15 protein-coding genes, 1 pseudogene and 1 riboswitch are annotated in these 17,019 nt (G+C 55.9%); of the genes and pseudogenes, 6 read left to right on the forward strand and 10 right to left on the reverse strand.

Annotated features, from left to right (window positions below; translation table 11 throughout):
* Window positions 1-30: 30 nt before the first annotated feature.
* The 4 genes from F560_RS0104845 to F560_RS0104860 are packed head-to-tail and all read right to left on the reverse strand — an operon-like array spanning window position 31 to window position 4,943.
* On the reverse strand, window positions 31-1,140 hold the full coding sequence (locus F560_RS0104845) for a protein-glutamate methylesterase/protein-glutamine glutaminase (protein WP_342662928.1): 1,110 nt from the start codon (window positions 1,138-1,140) through the stop codon (window positions 31-33).
* Window positions 1,141-1,188: 48 nt separating this feature from the next.
* Window positions 1,189-2,676 (reverse strand): chemotaxis protein CheW, encoded by a 1,488-nt coding sequence (locus F560_RS22530; protein WP_019004591.1) that lies wholly within the window; start codon window positions 2,674-2,676, stop codon window positions 1,189-1,191.
* A gap of 18 nt (window positions 2,677-2,694) precedes the next feature.
* On the reverse strand, window positions 2,695-4,635 hold the full coding sequence (locus tag F560_RS0104855) for a methyl-accepting chemotaxis protein (RefSeq protein ID WP_019004592.1): 1,941 nt from the start codon (window positions 4,633-4,635) through the stop codon (window positions 2,695-2,697).
* A gap of 56 nt (window positions 4,636-4,691) precedes the next feature.
* Entirely contained in the window at window positions 4,692-4,943 is a 252-nt protein-coding gene (locus tag F560_RS0104860; RefSeq protein ID WP_019004593.1) for a hypothetical protein, read from the reverse strand.
* A gap of 269 nt (window positions 4,944-5,212) precedes the next feature.
* Here F560_RS0104860 and F560_RS0104870 point away from each other — a divergent pair, with 269 nt between their 5' ends.
* Window positions 5,213-5,776, forward strand: coding sequence for a site-specific integrase (locus F560_RS0104870; RefSeq protein WP_019004595.1), 564 nt, complete (start codon window positions 5,213-5,215; stop codon window positions 5,774-5,776).
* 561 nt (window positions 5,777-6,337) lie between these two features.
* Window positions 6,338-6,547 (forward strand): hypothetical protein, encoded by a 210-nt coding sequence (locus F560_RS25485; protein WP_156828895.1) that lies wholly within the window; start codon window positions 6,338-6,340, stop codon window positions 6,545-6,547.
* A gap of 77 nt (window positions 6,548-6,624) precedes the next feature.
* Here the strand turns inward: F560_RS25485 and pdxR are convergent, their stop codons facing one another.
* The gene (gene pdxR, locus F560_RS0104885; RefSeq protein WP_026298098.1) at window positions 6,625-8,061 is read right to left on the reverse strand and encodes a MocR-like pyridoxine biosynthesis transcription factor PdxR; all 1,437 of its coding nucleotides are present in this window, start codon (window positions 8,059-8,061) and stop codon (window positions 6,625-6,627) included.
* A gap of 449 nt (window positions 8,062-8,510) precedes the next feature.
* Between pdxR and F560_RS26410 the strand changes: the two are divergent.
* The 4 genes and pseudogenes from F560_RS26410 to F560_RS0104905 all read left to right on the forward strand — a co-directional run.
* Window positions 8,511-8,870: pseudogene (locus F560_RS26410) on the forward strand (NADPH-dependent assimilatory sulfite reductase hemoprotein subunit); the annotation flags it as partial.
* A gap of 12 nt (window positions 8,871-8,882) precedes the next feature.
* A complete protein-coding gene (locus F560_RS26415; RefSeq protein ID WP_281167163.1) occupies window positions 8,883-9,377 on the forward strand; it encodes an assimilatory sulfite reductase (NADPH) hemoprotein subunit in 495 nt (164 codons plus the stop codon).
* Between the two features lie 27 nt (window positions 9,378-9,404).
* Entirely contained in the window at window positions 9,405-10,238 is an 834-nt protein-coding gene (locus tag F560_RS0104900; protein WP_019004601.1) for a uroporphyrinogen-III synthase, read from the forward strand.
* Window positions 10,235-11,188, forward strand: a complete 954-nt coding sequence (locus F560_RS0104905; RefSeq protein ID WP_019004602.1) for a carbon-nitrogen hydrolase family protein — start codon at window positions 10,235-10,237, stop codon at window positions 11,186-11,188. The genes F560_RS0104900 and F560_RS0104905 overlap by 4 nt, the downstream gene beginning before the upstream one ends.
* Window positions 11,189-11,250: 62 nt before the next feature.
* Here the strand turns inward: F560_RS0104905 and metE are convergent, their stop codons facing one another.
* The 5 genes from metE to F560_RS0104930 all read right to left on the reverse strand — a co-directional run bounded on the left by metE (window position 11,251) and on the right by F560_RS0104930 (window position 16,954).
* A complete protein-coding gene (gene metE, locus F560_RS0104910; RefSeq protein ID WP_019004603.1) occupies window positions 11,251-13,539 on the reverse strand; it encodes a 5-methyltetrahydropteroyltriglutamate--homocysteine S-methyltransferase in 2,289 nt (762 codons plus the stop codon).
* A gap of 156 nt (window positions 13,540-13,695) precedes the next feature.
* A riboswitch (cobalamin riboswitch) is annotated at window positions 13,696-13,888 on the reverse strand.
* A 134-nt stretch (window positions 13,889-14,022) separates the two neighbouring features.
* A complete protein-coding gene (locus F560_RS0104915) occupies window positions 14,023-14,871 on the reverse strand; it encodes a sugar phosphate isomerase/epimerase family protein (protein ID WP_019004604.1) in 849 nt (282 codons plus the stop codon).
* 4 nt (window positions 14,872-14,875) lie between these two features.
* Complete coding sequence (locus F560_RS0104920; protein WP_019004605.1) at window positions 14,876-15,508, reverse strand: NAD(P)H oxidoreductase; 633 nt, start codon at window positions 15,506-15,508, stop codon at window positions 14,876-14,878.
* A gap of 65 nt (window positions 15,509-15,573) precedes the next feature.
* Window positions 15,574-16,539: an LLM class oxidoreductase gene (locus F560_RS0104925; RefSeq protein WP_019004606.1), complete on the reverse strand. Its 966-nt coding sequence runs from the start codon at window positions 16,537-16,539 to the stop codon at window positions 15,574-15,576.
* Window positions 16,540-16,651: 112 nt separating this feature from the next.
* Window positions 16,652-16,954, reverse strand: coding sequence for an ArsR/SmtB family transcription factor (locus F560_RS0104930; RefSeq protein WP_026298099.1), 303 nt, complete (start codon window positions 16,952-16,954; stop codon window positions 16,652-16,654).
* Window positions 16,955-17,019 lie beyond the last annotated feature (65 nt).

The following is a 17,019-nucleotide window of genomic DNA, read 5'->3' on the forward strand; positions in this document are numbered from 1 at the left end:
CCATTTTGATGCATGCTCGCGCTGCAACCATCAGCATAGATGAACAGCCTTAACAATTTCGTCGGCAATCCGGTAGGATGGAACGACGATTTCGGCTCCGCCTCTTTCGATTGCCGCCCTCGGCATCCCAAAGACGATCGCCGTGGATTCATCTTCCGCAATCGTGACGCCTCCGGCCGCTCGGATTTTCACCATGGCGTCGGCTCCGTCGTCGCCCATGCCGGTCATCAGGACGCCGACCACTCTTTTGCCGCCGTATGCCCTGAGCACGGATTCCATGGTCACGTTCACGCTGGGCATGAATGGGGTCACGGGGCTGGCCGAAAGCCGAAGCATTCTGCCGTCCCTGTGAACAAGCAGCTGGTAGCCTCCGGGCGCCAGATACCCTCTTCCGTCCGCCAGCACATCGCCGGCCTCCGCTTCTTTGAACGGAAAAGGACAGGCTTTTCCCAGCCTCTTGGCAAAAGAAGAAGTAAAAGTCGGCGGCATATGCTGAACAACGATAAGCGCAGCCCTAAGGTCCGCCCGCAGCATGGGCAGAACGTCCATCAACGTTCCCGGCCCGCCCGTGGACACGCCGATTACGACAACCTTGGACAATTCGGGGCTTCGGTCCGCACCGGATTTCGCCCAATCCTCGGCGTCCCTTGCCTTCGAGAAGGAGCTTCGGGTCCGGATTCTGTTCTTCAGGCTTGTTCGATTGGCATGCTTGTAGGCGAGCTTGATCTTTTCGATAATCTCTTTTCCGACAATATACAGGTTCGAAGATACGGTTCCGGAAGGCTTGGCCACAAAATCAAACGCGCCCAGCGCCAATGCCTCGAAGGTGGCAAGCGCCCCGTCCCGGGTTAAGGAACTGATGATGATCACCGGGATTTCAGGGTTTTCGTTCAGGATGTACTGCATGGAGGTGAGGCCATCCATCTCGGGCATGTTGATGTCCATCGTGATGACGTCCGGTTGGATTTCCCTGGCCTTTTCAATGGCATCCTTCCCGTCCCTTGCCACCCCCGCCACCTCCAGAGCCGGGTCTGTCGCAATTAATTCACGCAATGCTTTTCGCATCAATGCGGAATCATCTACAACCAATACTTTGATTTTGTTCTTCACAACCATCACCTGCAGAAATAAGGCCGACATAGGACCGGCCCAGGACAACGGCACGTCGCCTGGGCGCAACCGGCCGCATTATGCGGAAATTTGGGCGCAGCCCAGCACCTTATCCAGACGCAGGATCATGACCATCCTTTTCCCCTCGTCGAGTTTGCCGACGCCTTCTACATAGCTGCTGTCAATCCCGCTCTTCAACAGTTCCGGCGGCGGCTCGATCAGCGCTTTTTCAAAACGCAGCACTTCCGACACCGAATCCACGATGATTCCGGTTTTTTCCCCGGCCGAGTCGACAATGATGATCCTTGTCGTATCCGTCACGGCTTTATCGGAAAGGCCGAAAAGCTTTCTTACATTCAGAACCGGGATGATGTTCCCCCGCAAATTCACGATGCCGTCGATGAAGGAGGGGGCGCGGGGAACCTTGGTGACTTCGGTCATCCGGTTGATTTCCTGCACTTCCCTGATTTTGATCCCGTATTCTTCATTGTCGATTTTGAACGCGACCAACTGTTCCTCATCCATATTTTGTCTTTCGAAGCTTTCCGCCTCGCCGGCTTCTTGCGGCGCTTCCTCCAGACCGCCGATCAGCCTGTACGCATCGGCAGACATGATTTTCGACGGGTCGAGCAGCATGATCAGCCGTTTGCCGCCATCGAGCTTGGCCACCCCTTTAAGCTGCTCGCCGCTTTGCGCAAGGAACTTTGGAGGGGGCTGAATCAGGCCGGAGGGCACCCTGAGCACCTCGGACACCTTATCTACGATCATGCCGGCCGAAAAGCCTCCCATATCCACAACCAGCACTCGGGTCTGATCGGTGATCGCCTCGGGTTCCATGCCAAAATAGGTTCTCAGGTTGAGAATGGGAAGAAGACGGTTCCGGATGGATACGACCCCGTCCACATAGGCTTCGCAGTTCGGAACCTTCATTCGTTCGGGGACGCGAATGATTTCTTTGACCTGCATGATCCCGATCGCGTATTCCTCTTTGCCAAGCAGGAAGGACACCAATTGTTCATCGGCGGCGGCATCCGACGCCGGCTCGACGCTGGGCTCCCAAAACCGGCCGCCCGAAGCGTCCTGCTCCGCCGTTTGCTCCCTTGCCCCGCCGTCTCCGCTAACGGCTTTGACGATGTCAAGCAGCATGATCAGCCGGTTTCCGTTATCCAGCTTGACAATTCCGTTCACGTAATCCGCCTCTGCATGTTGTGCGATTTGCGGAGGCGCCTCGATGTCCGAAGCGCTGACCCGAACGACTTCGGACACGCGATCGACAATGATTCCGGTCGCTTTGCCGTTTACCTCGACGACCAATACCCTGCTGTTTTCGTTCCTTTCTTTCTTCTCCATATGGAAGCGGGCTCTTCCGTCGATAATGGGCAGGACATGGCCCCTTAAGTTGCAGGCCCCTTCGACGTAACTCAACGCATTCGGCACTCTGGTGATTTCGGGAACTCTTACGATCTCCTTTACATGTACGATGTCCGCACCGAATTCGTCATCCCCAAGATGGAAGGTAACCAGTTGGCATTCGTGAAAACCCGCATTTCTTTCGGAAGACGCCATAGCCTCTCCTCCCGCCCGCTACATATTTTGAAGTTCGTCCGCAAGTCCGGATATTTCCTCAATGGCTTCGGCCAACTCCTGCATGCCTTTTGCCTGCTCGGTTGCCGCGCTTGCCGCCTCCTGCGTAGCCCTGCTGGCCTCCTGAGCGGCAATGGCAATCTGCTCGATCGCTTTTCTGGCCTGTTCCAACGCGACCAGCGATTCTTCCGAGCCCCTTTCCGTATCCTTCGTTCCCGCGCTGATTCGGATCATGCTTTCTTCGATCACGTTCAGATTGTGCGTAATCTTCTTCGCTTTCTCCACTTCGGCGAACGACGTCTTGCTGGAAACGTCGATATCCGCTGCGACTCTTTGAATCTGGGTCTGAATGCTTCTTACCAGATCCTTGATCTTGTCCGTATTCTCGGCGGATTCATTGGCCAGCGCCCGTATGTCTCCGGCTACTACCGAGAAGCCTCTGCCGAATTCCCCTGCCCTGGCCGCTTCAATAGACCCGTTTACCGCCAGCATGTTGGTCTGAATGGTCACATTGACAATCGCGTCCACGATTTTGTCGATCTTGCGGACGGTTTCCTCCAGATTTTTGATGTTTCGGGCCGCGACCAGGCTGGCGTCGGCCGAAGCCGAAATGCCGGCGATCATGTCCTCTACCGCGATTTTGTTGCTTTCGATCAGTTTTTGCAGCTCGGCCACCTTCTCCGAAGAGACCTGCGCCCTTTCGTTCATTTGTCTTGCCGCCACCACAAGCTTCTCGGCAAACAGCGAAGACTTCTCGGTAAGCTCCGCCTGCATCTCCGCGCCCGCCGAAATTTGCTCCATCGCCTTCATAATCTCGCCGGATGTGGAATGGGCCTCCTCCACGTTCGCGGCCAATTCCTCCGCCGCGGCGGCGAGAGCTTCGGACGATTTCTGGGTGTCGGTCGAGACCTTTAGCTCTTCCGCCATCTGGGCCAATTCGGAAGCGGCCGCATTCAGCTCGTCGAAAGCCCGGTTTTGCAGCTGCAAGGATTGCTCCACTTCCTCGGTGGCGCTGCTTTGCTGTTCGGCTGCCGCCGCAATCTGTTCGACGAGGCGAAGGAATTCGGAGGCGCCCTTGCTGGCATCGGCGGCATTCTGGGAGATTTCGGCGACGCCGTTCTTGACCGCCACGATTTCCTCGTCGATCTTGATCAGATCTTCCGTCGTTTTCTTGGCTTTTTCCACCTCCGCATTCGTGGCTTTCCCGGCGTTTTCGATGTCGCTCACGACGATCTTGACATTATTTTGAATCTCCGTCACCAATTCCCGGATGTTTCTTGCGGACTTCTCGGATATTTCGGCCAGATTGCGGACCTCGTCGGCCACGACGGCAAATCCCCTGCCATGCTCGCCGGCTCTGGCGGCTTCGATCGCGGCGTTTAAGGCCAACAGATTGGTTTGGTCGGCGATTCGCACGACCGCCTGCACAATATCGCCGATCTCATCCGACTGCTTTTCCAAATCGCCGACCAGCTTGACCGACTCGATGTTGGCTTCGGCCGCGGTCTGGATTCCCCGAATCATCGTTTCAATGTCTTTGGACGTATTCTCGATCAGCTCTTTCGCCGCATCCACGCGCTGAAGGGACTCCCTGGCGTTCGCGTCCGCCACGACGGACGCCTTCTCGATCTGGTTAATGGCAGCCCTCGATTCCTCCGCCGCCGAAGAAGTCTCGCTGGCGCCTTTCGCAATTTGCCCGACGCTTGCGCTAAGCTCTTCCGCCGCGCCGCTCGCTTCTTCTATCCCTGCGGCAAGCTGTTCGGTCGCGGTCGCGATCCGCTCCGCGAGCTGCTGCTGCTTGGCCAATGTTCTCGCCTTCACCTTGTCCAGCGCCTGCTTTCGGGCGAACTCTCTCTTTTTCTCGATCTGATCGGCATGAACGGATCGCGGCGCGCCTCCTTTGCCTTGAGCGGCGGCCGGTTTCGCAAGTTTCTTTTCCATCGATGTTCCTCCTGGCGTTAAATGTTCAGAACGGTCGCATCCGGAACGGGCCGAACCTAAGACGGCTCGTTCGTCAAGGGATCGTGCTCCGGGCAGTAAATCAAATAGTAGACATGCACTCCGTCTCCGGTCGGTTCGTTCCCCAAGTACCCGTCGCGAAATAACGAATGCACCCTTTTGCGCAAGTCCTCTATCGTCGTTAGAATATGGTTTTGCGCTAATGCCTTATGGATTTCGGCTAACGTAAACAACTCGTTTTCGCTGTACTTCAACAGCTTCAACAATTCTTCATCGGTCGTCAGTTGCATTTTCAGCCCTCGTTCTGGATGTGTCGGTTTAGGCGGCGGTAGCGCCGGGACGCTCGATATCGGGAAGCCATTCCTGCCGGACGCAAGGTCCCCCCTTTTGCGAATCGAACAAAATTATCATTTTGTTAGGTCCGGGAAACGCTTCAAAAAACAAAAAAAAGCCTTTAAAATAAAGGCTTACGGTCATTTCGGACGCTCCCGAAAGGGAATTCAATCTAACATATTGAATTATATATTGCATTATTCGAAATCATGAGGTGTTCTCGATCATGGCAACAAGACGTGGAGCAAATGCGGTTGAACCCATACGCGATTTGGACAAAATTCAGGAAATCAAAAACTATTTGCTGGCACGTTCTTATCGCGATTATTTTCTGTTCGTCTTCGGCATCAACTCCGGTCTGCGGATCAGCGACATCCTCCCTTTGAAGGTTCTGGACGTGCTGCACACGAAACACTTGAAAGTAAGGGAGAAGAAAACGGGAAACGCCCGGAAAATCGTCATTACAAACGCGCTGAGGAAAGAAATCGAGAAATATACCCAAAATCTTGCCGATTCGGATTATCTGTTTCCGTCCAGAAAAGGGGGAAAGCCGATTCACCGCGTGCAGGCATGGCAAATCATCCACGACGCCGCAAAAGCGTGCAACGTCGAAGGCGCGATTGGAACCCATACCTTGCGCAAAACGTTCGGTTATCATTTTTATCAGCGTTTTAAAGACGTAGCGATGCTGCAATACATTTTCGGGCATTCCAGCCCGTCCGTCACCTTGCGGTACATTGGAATCAATGACGACATGGTCGATGAAGCTTTGGAGTCATTTTCTCTCTAGTCCTTTATGTCTAATTTTGTAGAATAATGTGGAAGAAACGTCTGGATTTTTTGGTTCTATTGAACTATAATGAATGTGTTTATCATGGTTCCATTTTCCACTAACCTAACAAAATGATAATTTTGTTTTTTTGGATGCGGCCGTCCGTTTCCATTTGAAAGGAAGCTTCTTGGCTTTCGCGGGGGGTTGGGCCCGGAACGGCCGTCAATCCGCTCCGAAATTGTAAGGTTATGTCGAATCAGGGGCGGGAAAACAAAAGCCAATCTTACGAAACGTTCGTTTTGTAAGATTGGCTTTTCGTCTGCTTGATATCTTTATAGGATTTGGTGTATGCCGCTTCCCAGGTCAGCTTCAAAGTGTAAGAACGTCTATAATGGAGAAAATGATACCATCGGCCGCTTTCGCCGGAGGGCAATTGGATGGGTTGGATTGACGCGCAATTGGCTGGTGAAAGCAAAGCCGGTTGCTCTTTATAATGGAACAAGGTTGAGCGCGGACAACGCGCGGCGTTCCATGTTGAGCGCCGCGAGCAAAATCCAGATGGCAGGTGGGAAATCGGAGATGAATACAACTTGGCTGCTGGCCGCCGTCGTGATCGTCATGGTTTCGGGTCTTATCGGGACGTTGATGATCGGCCTGTCGAAAAGCAACAAGGAAGAAAACCCCGATTATTTCCGGCATACGGGGAGGAAATGGATACGTCTTAGCGGGATTTATGTCGTCGGCATTGTCGTGGTGGTCATTATCTTTATTGCGTTGTTGAACAGGTAAGGCGCGATTCGAACCTGATAAAACGAAGGAACAACCGCCGAGGAACGCTTGTCCGGCGGTTGTTCTTGTCGGCAGGGTTAACCGATCATTTTCCGCAGCGCTTCCGCAAACTTCGCGATCCCCGGAACGATATCCTTGGTTTCCGGTCTTGCAAACGTAAACCGCACAAAGCCGGAATCCGATCCGTAGACGCTTCCCGGCACGAAGACGACTCCCCTTCGGATCGCTTCATCCAGCAGCTTGCCGTCGTGGACTTCGGGAATCAGCTTGCACCACAAGTGCAATCCGCCTTGAGGAACCGTAAATTCGACCAGTCCCGGCAATTCTCTTTGCAAAGCTTCGATCAGCAAATCCCGTTTATAGAGAAGCTGCGTGCGCAAACGCTCCATATGGGGACCGAAATAGAGCGACCGCAGAAACTGCGCGGCAACCTGCTGCGGAATGATGCTGAGGCCGAAATCCATCTGCTGTCTGGCATCGGCGAGCCGATCGACTACGGAGTGCGGAGCGACCATCCATCCGATGCGCAGCCCGGAAGCCGCGATTTTGGAGAAGGAACCGATATACAGGATCGAACCGACCGGATCCATCGATTTCAGCGGCGGCGGAGGGTTCCCCTCGAAGGCCGTCAAGCTGAAGGGATCGTCTTCCACGATCGGAAGCCCCAGTTCGCTCGCCACGTCAAGCAGCCGCCTCCGCCGTTCGGCGTCAAGCACCGTGCCCGTCGGATTTTGAAAGTTCGGATTCACGAACACCATTTTGATGCGATGTTTTTTGTATAAGGAACGAATGTCCTCGGGACGGATTCCTTGGCGGTCGACGGGAAGCCGGAACAACCGCAGCCCGGCCGATTGGAACATGGGCAGCGAGTAGCAGTATGAAGGATCTTCGATGGCCACCGCGTCTCCCGGGGACAGCAGGCATTGCGTAATCAAATACAACGATTGCTGCGAACCGGACGTGATGAGAATCGACGATTCGGTCGCCTGTATGCCCCGATAGTCGCGAAGATACGAGACCAGCGCCTGCCGGAGCGGGATATACCCTTGCGGATTGTCATAGCCCAAATAAGGAATGGACCGGTTTTCGCTCATGAGCGCCGCGATTTCCTCAATAGGAGACAAGTCCGCCGCCAGCTCGCCGCTCGCAAAATCGATGAGCGACGGATGCTGCGCGAGCGCCTCGCGGATGCGCCGCAAAAAAGGCAGGTTGGGCAGGAAACTCCCGCCTTCCGCATACCGGCGCCAGTTCGGGGTATGCCTGGGCGTGGCTCCCCATTTTGTTTTGCTGACCCGCGTTCCGCTGCCTGTCCGGCTTTCGATGATGCCAAGCGAACGAAGCTCCGCGAAAGCCATAATGACGGTGCTGCGGTTGACGCCCAACTGTTCGGCCAATTTTCGTTCGGAAGGAAGCAAACTGCCCGGCGGAAATTCGCCGTAGGAAATGCGCCGTTCGAGATCGTCGGCAATTTGTTGATAGAGAGGTTGTTTGCTTTGGCGATCGGGCTTCCACACGATCTCCGCCTCCTCCGGTTTGGATATCGAATAAACCATCATCTGCGCCTTTTATCATACACCATTTTCGAAAGCGGAAGGCGCGTTTTTCCTCGAAGCCATGACAAATGTCTGTCGATTCGTTGAACATGGATGGTGTTTTTCGCCTCGAATTGGATGGTTTGTTTTTGACTTCTTTCTTTTATCATAGTCAACAAATCGGAATTCTGCGGGGAGGGATCGTTCTTGACCATTCAGGGCAAGGAAAAAGAATCGAAGATCGAAGCGATTAAGCGGCAAAGCCGCTACCTGCGGGGCACCATCAAGGAAGCCCTTCAGGATGGCAAGCCGATGTTCTCGGAAGAGGACATCCAGGTGCTGAAGTTCCACGGCGTGTACCAACAGGACGATCGGGACTTGCGGTCCAAGCTGGTGAAGGAAGGCAAAGAGAAGCATTACTCCATGATGATCCGCGCCCGCATCCGTTCAAGGTTGCGATCGTACCGGAAGGCGACAACTGCCTCGATGTCTACGACAACGACATCGGCCTTGTGGCGCATATCGAGGACGGCCGCGTCGCGGGCTACACCGTGCTGGCAGGCGGCGGCATGGGCCGGACGGCGGTCGATCAGTCGACCTACCCGAGGCTGGCGAGCCCGCTCTGCTATGTGTCCAGGAAGGATGTCGTCGATACGATCCTCGACACCTGCGTGGCCATCGTGACCATCGAACGGGACTTCGGAGACCGCTCGAACCGCCGGTTCGCCCGCATGAAATATTTAATCGACCAGCGAGGACTGGACTGGTTCCGGCAAGAGGTCGAGGCCAGACTCGGACGGAAATTGGAGCCGCCGCGAACGCTGCAATGGCATAACGGGCACGACCATCTCGGTTGGCATCGCGAGCGCGACGGAACGAGTTTCCTGGGCCTGTTTATTCCATATGGCCGCATTAAGGATACCGAGAACATGCAACTGAAATCGGTTCTTCGCGACCTTGTGCTTGAGCTTCGGCCGACCGTTCGCTTCACCGCGCAGCAAAACGTGATCCTGAGCGGCATCCCGGACGAGCTTCGCCCGGCGGTCGAAGAGCGGCTGCGCTCCGCGGGCGTGCCGCTTCCGCAGGAGCTGTCTACGGTCCGGCAAAATACGATGGCGTGCGTCGCGCTCCCCACATGCGGACTCGCCCTGGCCGAATCGGAGCGGTTCGCCCTGTGCTGGAAGCGTTCGCCCATGAGCGGGAACAAGGCGAGGACTTCGGCAGCTATTGGCGCCGCGTTGGCTTGGAACGGTTCCGAAGCGCCGGGAACGCATAACGGAAGCGCGAATCATGCGTAAGATCAAGGGCTGGGAGGAGTACCCGGGATGGCCAAAGCGCTGGAGGGAAAACGGATTGTCATTGCGGGGTCCCGCAAAATAAGCGAAATGAGCGAAATTATCGAGAGACAAGGCGGCGTTCCCGTCGTCCGTCCGCAGCAAGGGACCCTGGTGCTGGCAGAAGACGAAGTGAAGCGCGATCTGCTTCAAGTGCTGGAAAGCGGGACCGATTGGTTCATTTTCACGACGGGAACCGGACTGGAAACCCTGCTGGATCAGGCGGAACGGATCGGTGTCCGATCGCCGCTCCTCGACATTGTGAAGCAGTCCAAAGTCGGGGCAAGAGGCTATAAAACCTTGGCGAAACTCAAGCAGCTTGGCATCGAGCCGATTGTCGCCGACGACGACGGGACGACGCAAGGACTGATCCGGAAGCTTGAAGCTTACGATTTCGAAGGTCAAGGGGTAACCGTTCAATTGCATGGCGAGCCCATGCCGTCCTTGGCCGGCTTTTTCGAACAAAAAGGGGCCGCAGTCCGGGCGATATTGCCGTACAAGCATGTTCCGCCGGACGCTCAGGTGTCGCGCCGGTTGTGCCAGGAAATTGCGGACGCGTCCGTCGATGCCGTCTGCTTCACGTCAGCGGTGCAGGTTCGTTATTTTTATCAATTTGCCAAACAGAACGGCCTGGACCGGCAAATTACGGAAAGCCTGAACCGGCGGGTGCTCGCGGCGGCGGTCGGAAAAGTCACGGCCGAGGCTTTGCGGGAAGAAGGCGTCAGCCGGGTGCTGGCGCCGGACATCGAACGGATGGGCGCGATGATCGTGGAGCTTGCCCATTATTACCGGAACCAATCTGCGCTAAAGGGGATGATGGAATGAAACAGCGCCGAATTCGTGCCGCCGTCGTGCAAGCGGCGCCGATTCTGTTCGACAAGCGGTCCGCGATGGACAAAATCAGAAGCAAAACGAAGGAAGCGGCCGGGCAAGGCGCCCATCTCGTCGTATTTCCGGAAGTGTTCCTGCCGGGCTACCCGCGGGGCTTGTATTTCGGCACGCGCGTCGGCAGCCGGGATTCGGCCGGCAGACAAGACTGGGAACGCTACTGGAACAGCGCGATCGAGGTGCCGGGCGCCGAAACGGACGAGCTGGGCGAGCTGGCCCGAGAGACCGGCGTTTATCTGGTTGTAGGCGTTGTGGAGCGGGATCGGGAATTCAGCACCGGCACGTTATACAATTCCATCGTGTATATCGGGCCGGACGGAAGCGTATTGGGAAAACATCGAAAGCTGGTGCCGACAGGGGCTGAACGGCTCTTGTGGGGACAAGGGGACGGCAGCACGCTTACGGTGATCGATACCCCTTTCGGCCGGATCGGCGGTCTGATCTGCTGGGAAAATTATATGCCGCTTGCCCGCATGGCCATGTATGCGCAAGGCATTGACATCTTGATTACGCCGACCGCGGATGCGCGCGACACCTGGCAGGCCACGTTGCGGCACATTGCCTGCGAAGGCCGCTGCTTTGTCGTGTCCTGCAACCAGTTTGTGACGAAAGATTCGTATCCCGGCGACTTGGCCTGCTACGAGGACATTCGGTCCGATCCCGACATTCTTTGCAGAGGCGGCAGCGCCATCGTCGGCCCGCTTGGAGACTATGTGGCGGAGCCGCTCTACAACCGGGAAGGCATCCTGACAGCCGAGCTTGACCTGTCCCAAGTCACGCAAAGCCGCTTCGACTTTGATGTGACGGGCCACTATAGCCGGCCCGACGTGTTTCAACTCGTCATCAACGGCCAGAAGCAGGAGATTGCCCGCTTCACCGGCAACTAAAAACTCGTTCCCCGAAAAAAGCCGGGCATCCGTCAGGATGACCCGGCTTTTTCTTATGAACCTCAGCACTTCACAGCATATTTTTCCCGGGCAATCTTGGTTGCCTCGACCATATTCCGCAGCGAAGCGACCGTCTCCTCCTGCTTGCGCGTTTTCAACCCGCAGTCGGGATTGATCCAGAACAGCGCCGGATCGAGAACCCTTAGCGCCCGATCGATCATGGCGACCATTTCCTCGACGGACGGCACCCTCGGGCTGTGAATATCGTATACCCCGAGCCCGATTCCCTTGTCGTACGTGTTGTTTTCAAAGCTTTCGATCAGCTCGCCGTGACTGCGCGAGGTCTCGATCGAAATGACGTCCGCATCCAGCGCGCGGATGGCGTCGATAATATCGTGAAACTCGCTGTAGCACATATGCGTATGGATCTGGGTCTCGTCCTTCACGGTGGAGGTAGACAGGCGGAAAGCCCGGACCGCCCAATCCAAATAATCCGCCCATTTGTCGCGTTTGAGCGGCAGCCCTTCCCGGAGCGCAGGCTCGTCTACCTGGATCATACCGATGCCCGCCGCTTCCAGCGCCTCGACTTCGCTGCGCAGCGCAAGCGCGATTTGATACGCCACCTGCTCGCGCGGCATATCGTCGCGGACGAACGACCAGTTCAAAATCGTAATCGGGCCCGTCAGCATCCCTTTGACCGGCTTGTTCGCAAGGGATTGGGCATACACCGTTTCCGCAACCGTCATCGGCTTGACGAACGCGACATCGCCGTAGATGACCGGCGGCTTCACGCAGCGCGAGCCGTACGACTGCACCCATCCGTTCGACGTAAACGCAAATCCGTCCAGCTTCTCCCCGAAAAATTCCACCATGTCCGTCCGCTCGAATTCCCCGTGAACGAATACGTCGAGTCCGAGCTCCTCTTGCAGCTCGATCCACGTTTTGATTTGTTCCCGGATAAACGTTTCGTACTGCTCGTTGCTCCACTCGCCTTTTCTCCATTTCAGCCGGGCTTGCCGGACTTCCGGCGTTTGCGGGAAGCTGCCGATCGTCGTCGTCGGCAGCAGCGGCAGCTGCCATCTCTGCTGTTGAACCTTCCGCCGGGTCTCGAAGCTGCTCGCCCTTCGGGAAGGATGGGCGTCGAGCCGGGCGACCGTTTCCTGAACGGATGGACGGTTGCGAAGCGGCGACTGCTGCAGCGCTTCTCTTGCCTCCCTGCTGGCCGTAAGCTCTTCCGCGACGGCAGCCTTGCCTTCCTTAACGGCTTTGACGAGCAGCGCAAGCTCGTCCAGCTTCTCGTCCGCAAAGGCCAGCGCCGCTTTCAGAACCGGGTCCAGCTTGTTTTCCGGCTCCGTGGTAACCGGAACATGAAGCAGGCTGCAAGACGGCTGGACGATCATGCGCTCGTAGGGAACGACCGCGGACAACTGCGCAAGAAGCTCCAGCTTGGCATCCAGATCGGCACGCCAAATGTTGCGCCCGTCAATCACGCCCGCGCCAAGCACTTTATCTTCCGGGAACCCGAAGGCAGTCAACGAGCGGAGGTTTTGCTCCGAGCCGTGAACGAAATCAAGTCCGATCCCCCGAACGGGGAGGGAAATGACGGCTTCGTAGTGATCGACGGCTTCAAAATACGTTTGCAGCATGACCTTCAACCGCGGAGCCGCTTGGGCCAGCGCCTCGTAAACGGCGCTTACGCGCTTCATGTCCTCCGCCGTCAAGGAAGTGGCGAGAATCGGCTCGTCAACCTGCACCCATTCCACGCCTTCGGCTTCCAGTTCCTTGAACACCTGGACATAGAGCGGCAGCAGCCGGTCGATCCATGCCCCGAGCTGCTCCGGTTCATAGCCTTTGGACAGCTTCAAAAACGTGTACAAGCCGACCATCACCGGCTTGCCGGCAATGCCGAGCTTCTCTTTGGCCTCCCGGTAAGCGGAAAGCGGGCGATTCTCGGTCAGCGCCGGCGCCGCATCCGCCAATTCCGGCACAATATAATGGTAGTTCGTGTTGAACCATTTCGTCATTTCGCACGCCGTCGCCTCCCGGTCGCCGCGGGCCATGGCGTAATAGACGGAAAGCGGAACCGCGCCGCCTTTGTAGTCGAACCGTTTGGGAACCAATCCGAACATGACGGCCGTATCCAGCATATGATCGTACAAGGTGAAGTCGCCCACCGGAATCCGGTCGATGCCCTTCTCCCGCTGGCGCTTTAGGCCGTCCAGCCGAATTTCCGCCAGCTGCTCGAGAAAGCTTTTTTCATCCAGCTTGCCGGACCAGAACGCTTCAAGCGCTTTTTTCCATTCGCGATTTTTTCCGATTCTGGGGTAACCCAAATTACCGCTTTTGATCAATGTTCAGCACTCCTCGCAAGGTTTAAGTGATAGCAGCAGGCCGCAAATAAAAAAGGCATCCCTATCCTAAAATAAGCAGGATAAAGATGCCCCTCTTGTTTGTTTCGCATAAGACGGACGCCATCTTTAACACCTCCCTATCTCCCGTAGGTCAAAGCAGTGTTGTTAGAACAGGCAGGTCTCCTGGCTCCAGAATCTACGCCTTGTCAGCAGCCTTCCCAACCTTGCGGTCAGTGGCCAAGCGCTGCGGCTCCTCTGTTACAGTGGCGGGACCGCGCCGGATTTGCACCGGTCTTCCCTTTTAAGCCTTGGACGAAGGGTCCAAAGCACCTGTTCCCAAAGTATTCAATTGTGAAACGTTGCAGCGTTGGCGCGCATAATCGCATTGAGCTGCAAACGTATAATGTCACATTATATCGTAACCCTCCCGAATATGCCACCGAAAAAAAATCGGCGTCCTCCGGCGGAGACGGAGCGGTCAGGTTACGGCAGCAATTTCAATTCCGCCCAATGCGGATGAGCCTCAAGGCGCCGTTCCATGTCGCGGAAAGCCTGGAGCGACCGTTTCAGCTTCGCGTAGGCGTCGCCCCCCTCGCTCCAGCCCTGAAAACCGATCATTCCATCAAAACCGATCTTTTTCAGCGCTCCAAGCAAAGCGAAGTTATCCAGCTCGCCTTCGTCCAGCGGCTCGATCGTCGCCACGTTGCCGAATCCGTGCGGATTCCGGCGGCTGCCGGACAGGTTCGCTTGCTTCAGGTACGGCGCAGCCGCCTCCAGAATGCCCGTCAGGTTGGTTCCGTCGACGGCGTACCAGTGGTAGCCGCAGAACACGATGCCCAGATTGGGGTGGTTCAACCGCCGGCACAGCCGCACCGCATCCTCGTGGCGTTCGATCCAGAAAGACAGATGCGTATACAGCAGGAGGTCGATGTTCCGCCGCTCGCAAATCTTAAGCGCTTTTTCCAGCCACTTCGCCGCGATGTCGTCGCCCGCCGGGTCCGACGGACGCAGACGGCCGCCTACGGACTGGATCGCCAGTTCGACCGTCGAGCATCCCTCGATCGTCTCCAGCAGTTTCAGGATGCCTTGATTTTTCGGATGGTCCTCGCCCAAAGACAAATCCAGCACGACGTACACGCCCGCGACGTCCAGCCCGTATTTTTCCTTGACGCCGGCAAGCTTCGCCGCATCCCGCCACCGCTCTCCGTGCCAGACGGACATATGCATGGCGTCGTACCCGATCTCTTTCAGCATCTCGCACCGCGCTTCAAAGCTGTAAATGCCCATGGAGTTGTAAAAGGAAAAATCCATCGCATAAACACGGTAAGCCATCGCGTCAGTTCCTCCTTCCCGCCGAACCGATTCCCGCGTCCACGGAATCGCCGTAGCGTTGCCCCAACGCATACGCTCGTTGCAGCAGATTGTCGTAATGCTTGCCGATCTCTTCCCCGCTCTCCATATCCTCGGCCAGCGTGTTGTACAGAAACGCCACTTCCGATTGGGAAATGCCCGTATACCCGGCCAGACCGACATTCAGATAATGGGAAATCATCGTATCGAAATTCCGTTTTTTCAAGCTTTCTTCCGTCTCCCCGACCAGCGGAATCCATAATACTTTTTTGTGCGGAAGCTTCGATCCGCCGTAAGCGAAGCCATAGTTCCACGTGCGGTCGATATAGCCTTTGACCATGGCCGGCAGGGAATACCACCACAACGGGAAGATAAACGCCAGCCCTTCGTTTCGTTTCAGCCGTTCCATCTCGGCGTGAACGCGCGCGGAATAGCGCTTTTGGGGGTTGTCCCAATCGGGCTCGTCTTTTTCGAAGACAAGCGGATCGAACTCCTCCCCGTACAAGTCCGCCACTTCCGCTTCATGGCCGGCATCGGTCAGGCCTTGAACGAAGCGTTCGGCAACGGCAAACGTAAGGGAATTTCTTCTCGGATGCGAAACGATCGTCAGCACTTTCACAGCAGCCACTCCTTAACGGATTTTGGCGAAGCCAACCGGCCGCGAGACAGCCGGGGTTCGTCCGCTTACGAATGTTCCTGTTGCTTGCCCGTCAATGCGGGAAAATGCGGCACGACTTCTTCGCCCAGCTCTTCGATCACTTCTTCCACCGGACGATGGCCGTATTTCAGATTGATGATCACGTGGTTGACGCCGATTTGCTTCAAAAAGCGAATGAAATCAAGCAGCGGATTGCGCCCGATTCGGAACCCCAAATGGATGGGAACCGGCGGATGGTTCGGATCCTCGGTCAAATCGATATACAGGGATTGGGTGAACGGTTTAAACTGATCGGTGTGCGACCGCCAATTTTTAATCAGCTCCGCCTGGAATTTCACATTTCGGGGATAATACATCCAGCCGTCGCCGTGTTCGGCAATCCATTCCTCGGACTGCAGGCTGTGGCCGGTTACCAGCACGGGAATATCCGCCAGACGCGGTTTGGGCAGAAGATCCCCCTGCGTCATATCGACGCGCGGCGATTGAATCGTCGGGAAGCTCTCCTTCCACGCCGTTTTCATAACCGAAACGGCTTCCTGGAACAAAGCGCCGCGCTCGCCGGGGTTGACCGAGAAAGCGGGGAATTCGATCGGACGGTCCCCGGTCGCCACGCCGAGAATCAGCCGTTCGCCGGAAAGGCGGTCGACGGAAGCGGCGGCTTTGGCCACATGCAACGGATGGCGCAACGTGAGAATGATGCTGGCGGTGCCCAGCGCGATGTCCCGGGTGTTGGCGGCCAGATACCCCAAATAGACCCAGGGATCGTAAATTTGGCCCACGTCTCCGAAATAGGGGTCGTGCAGCGGAACGTCCCGGACGAACAAGGCGGCGAAACCGAGCTCCTCGGCTCTTTTGGCCAGCTTCATTTGCTTTTCCAAGTTCATCTCCGGAACGCTGCCTTCGTACGATTCCAACGGAAAGAACAATCCGAGCGTCAGGTTGTCTTGTTTAAATAGGCGCGAATACCCTCTATGCTGCTCAAAGCGGTTCATCAGCGTCCCCTCCGAATCTATAATAATAAATATCTAAAAATATCGATATAATCATAAAACAAAAATGCGTTTCCTGCAAGGATCAAGCAGCGGCGGCCGACCCGAGCGGGATTTACAATTCCCTGGCCAGCAGTTCCGTCATTTTTTTAATATTTTCCTCGTCCCTTTTATAATACGTAAATTGCCCAATGCGTTTTGCTTTTATTAATCCGGCGTTTTGCAGCATGGACAGGTAAAGGGATACGGTGGATTGCGACAATCCGACTTTTTTGTGAATATCGCTCACGCACACCCCGTCTTCGCGGATATCCCCGTTAAGCGGTTTCGGAAAATGAATTTCCGGGTGCTTTAACCACTGCAGCATCTGCAGCCTCGTTTCATTGGACAAGGCTTTGAAAACTTCCAAAAGTTCCATGGCTACCTCCAGATGCGAAAACTTCATTCGTATGGTGATCCCCGATTTTCCATCCCATAGTCTTA

This window comes from Cohnella laeviribosi DSM 21336, from assembly GCF_000378425.1.
Lineage (GTDB): Bacteria > Bacillota > Bacilli > Paenibacillales > Paenibacillaceae > Cohnella > Cohnella laeviribosi.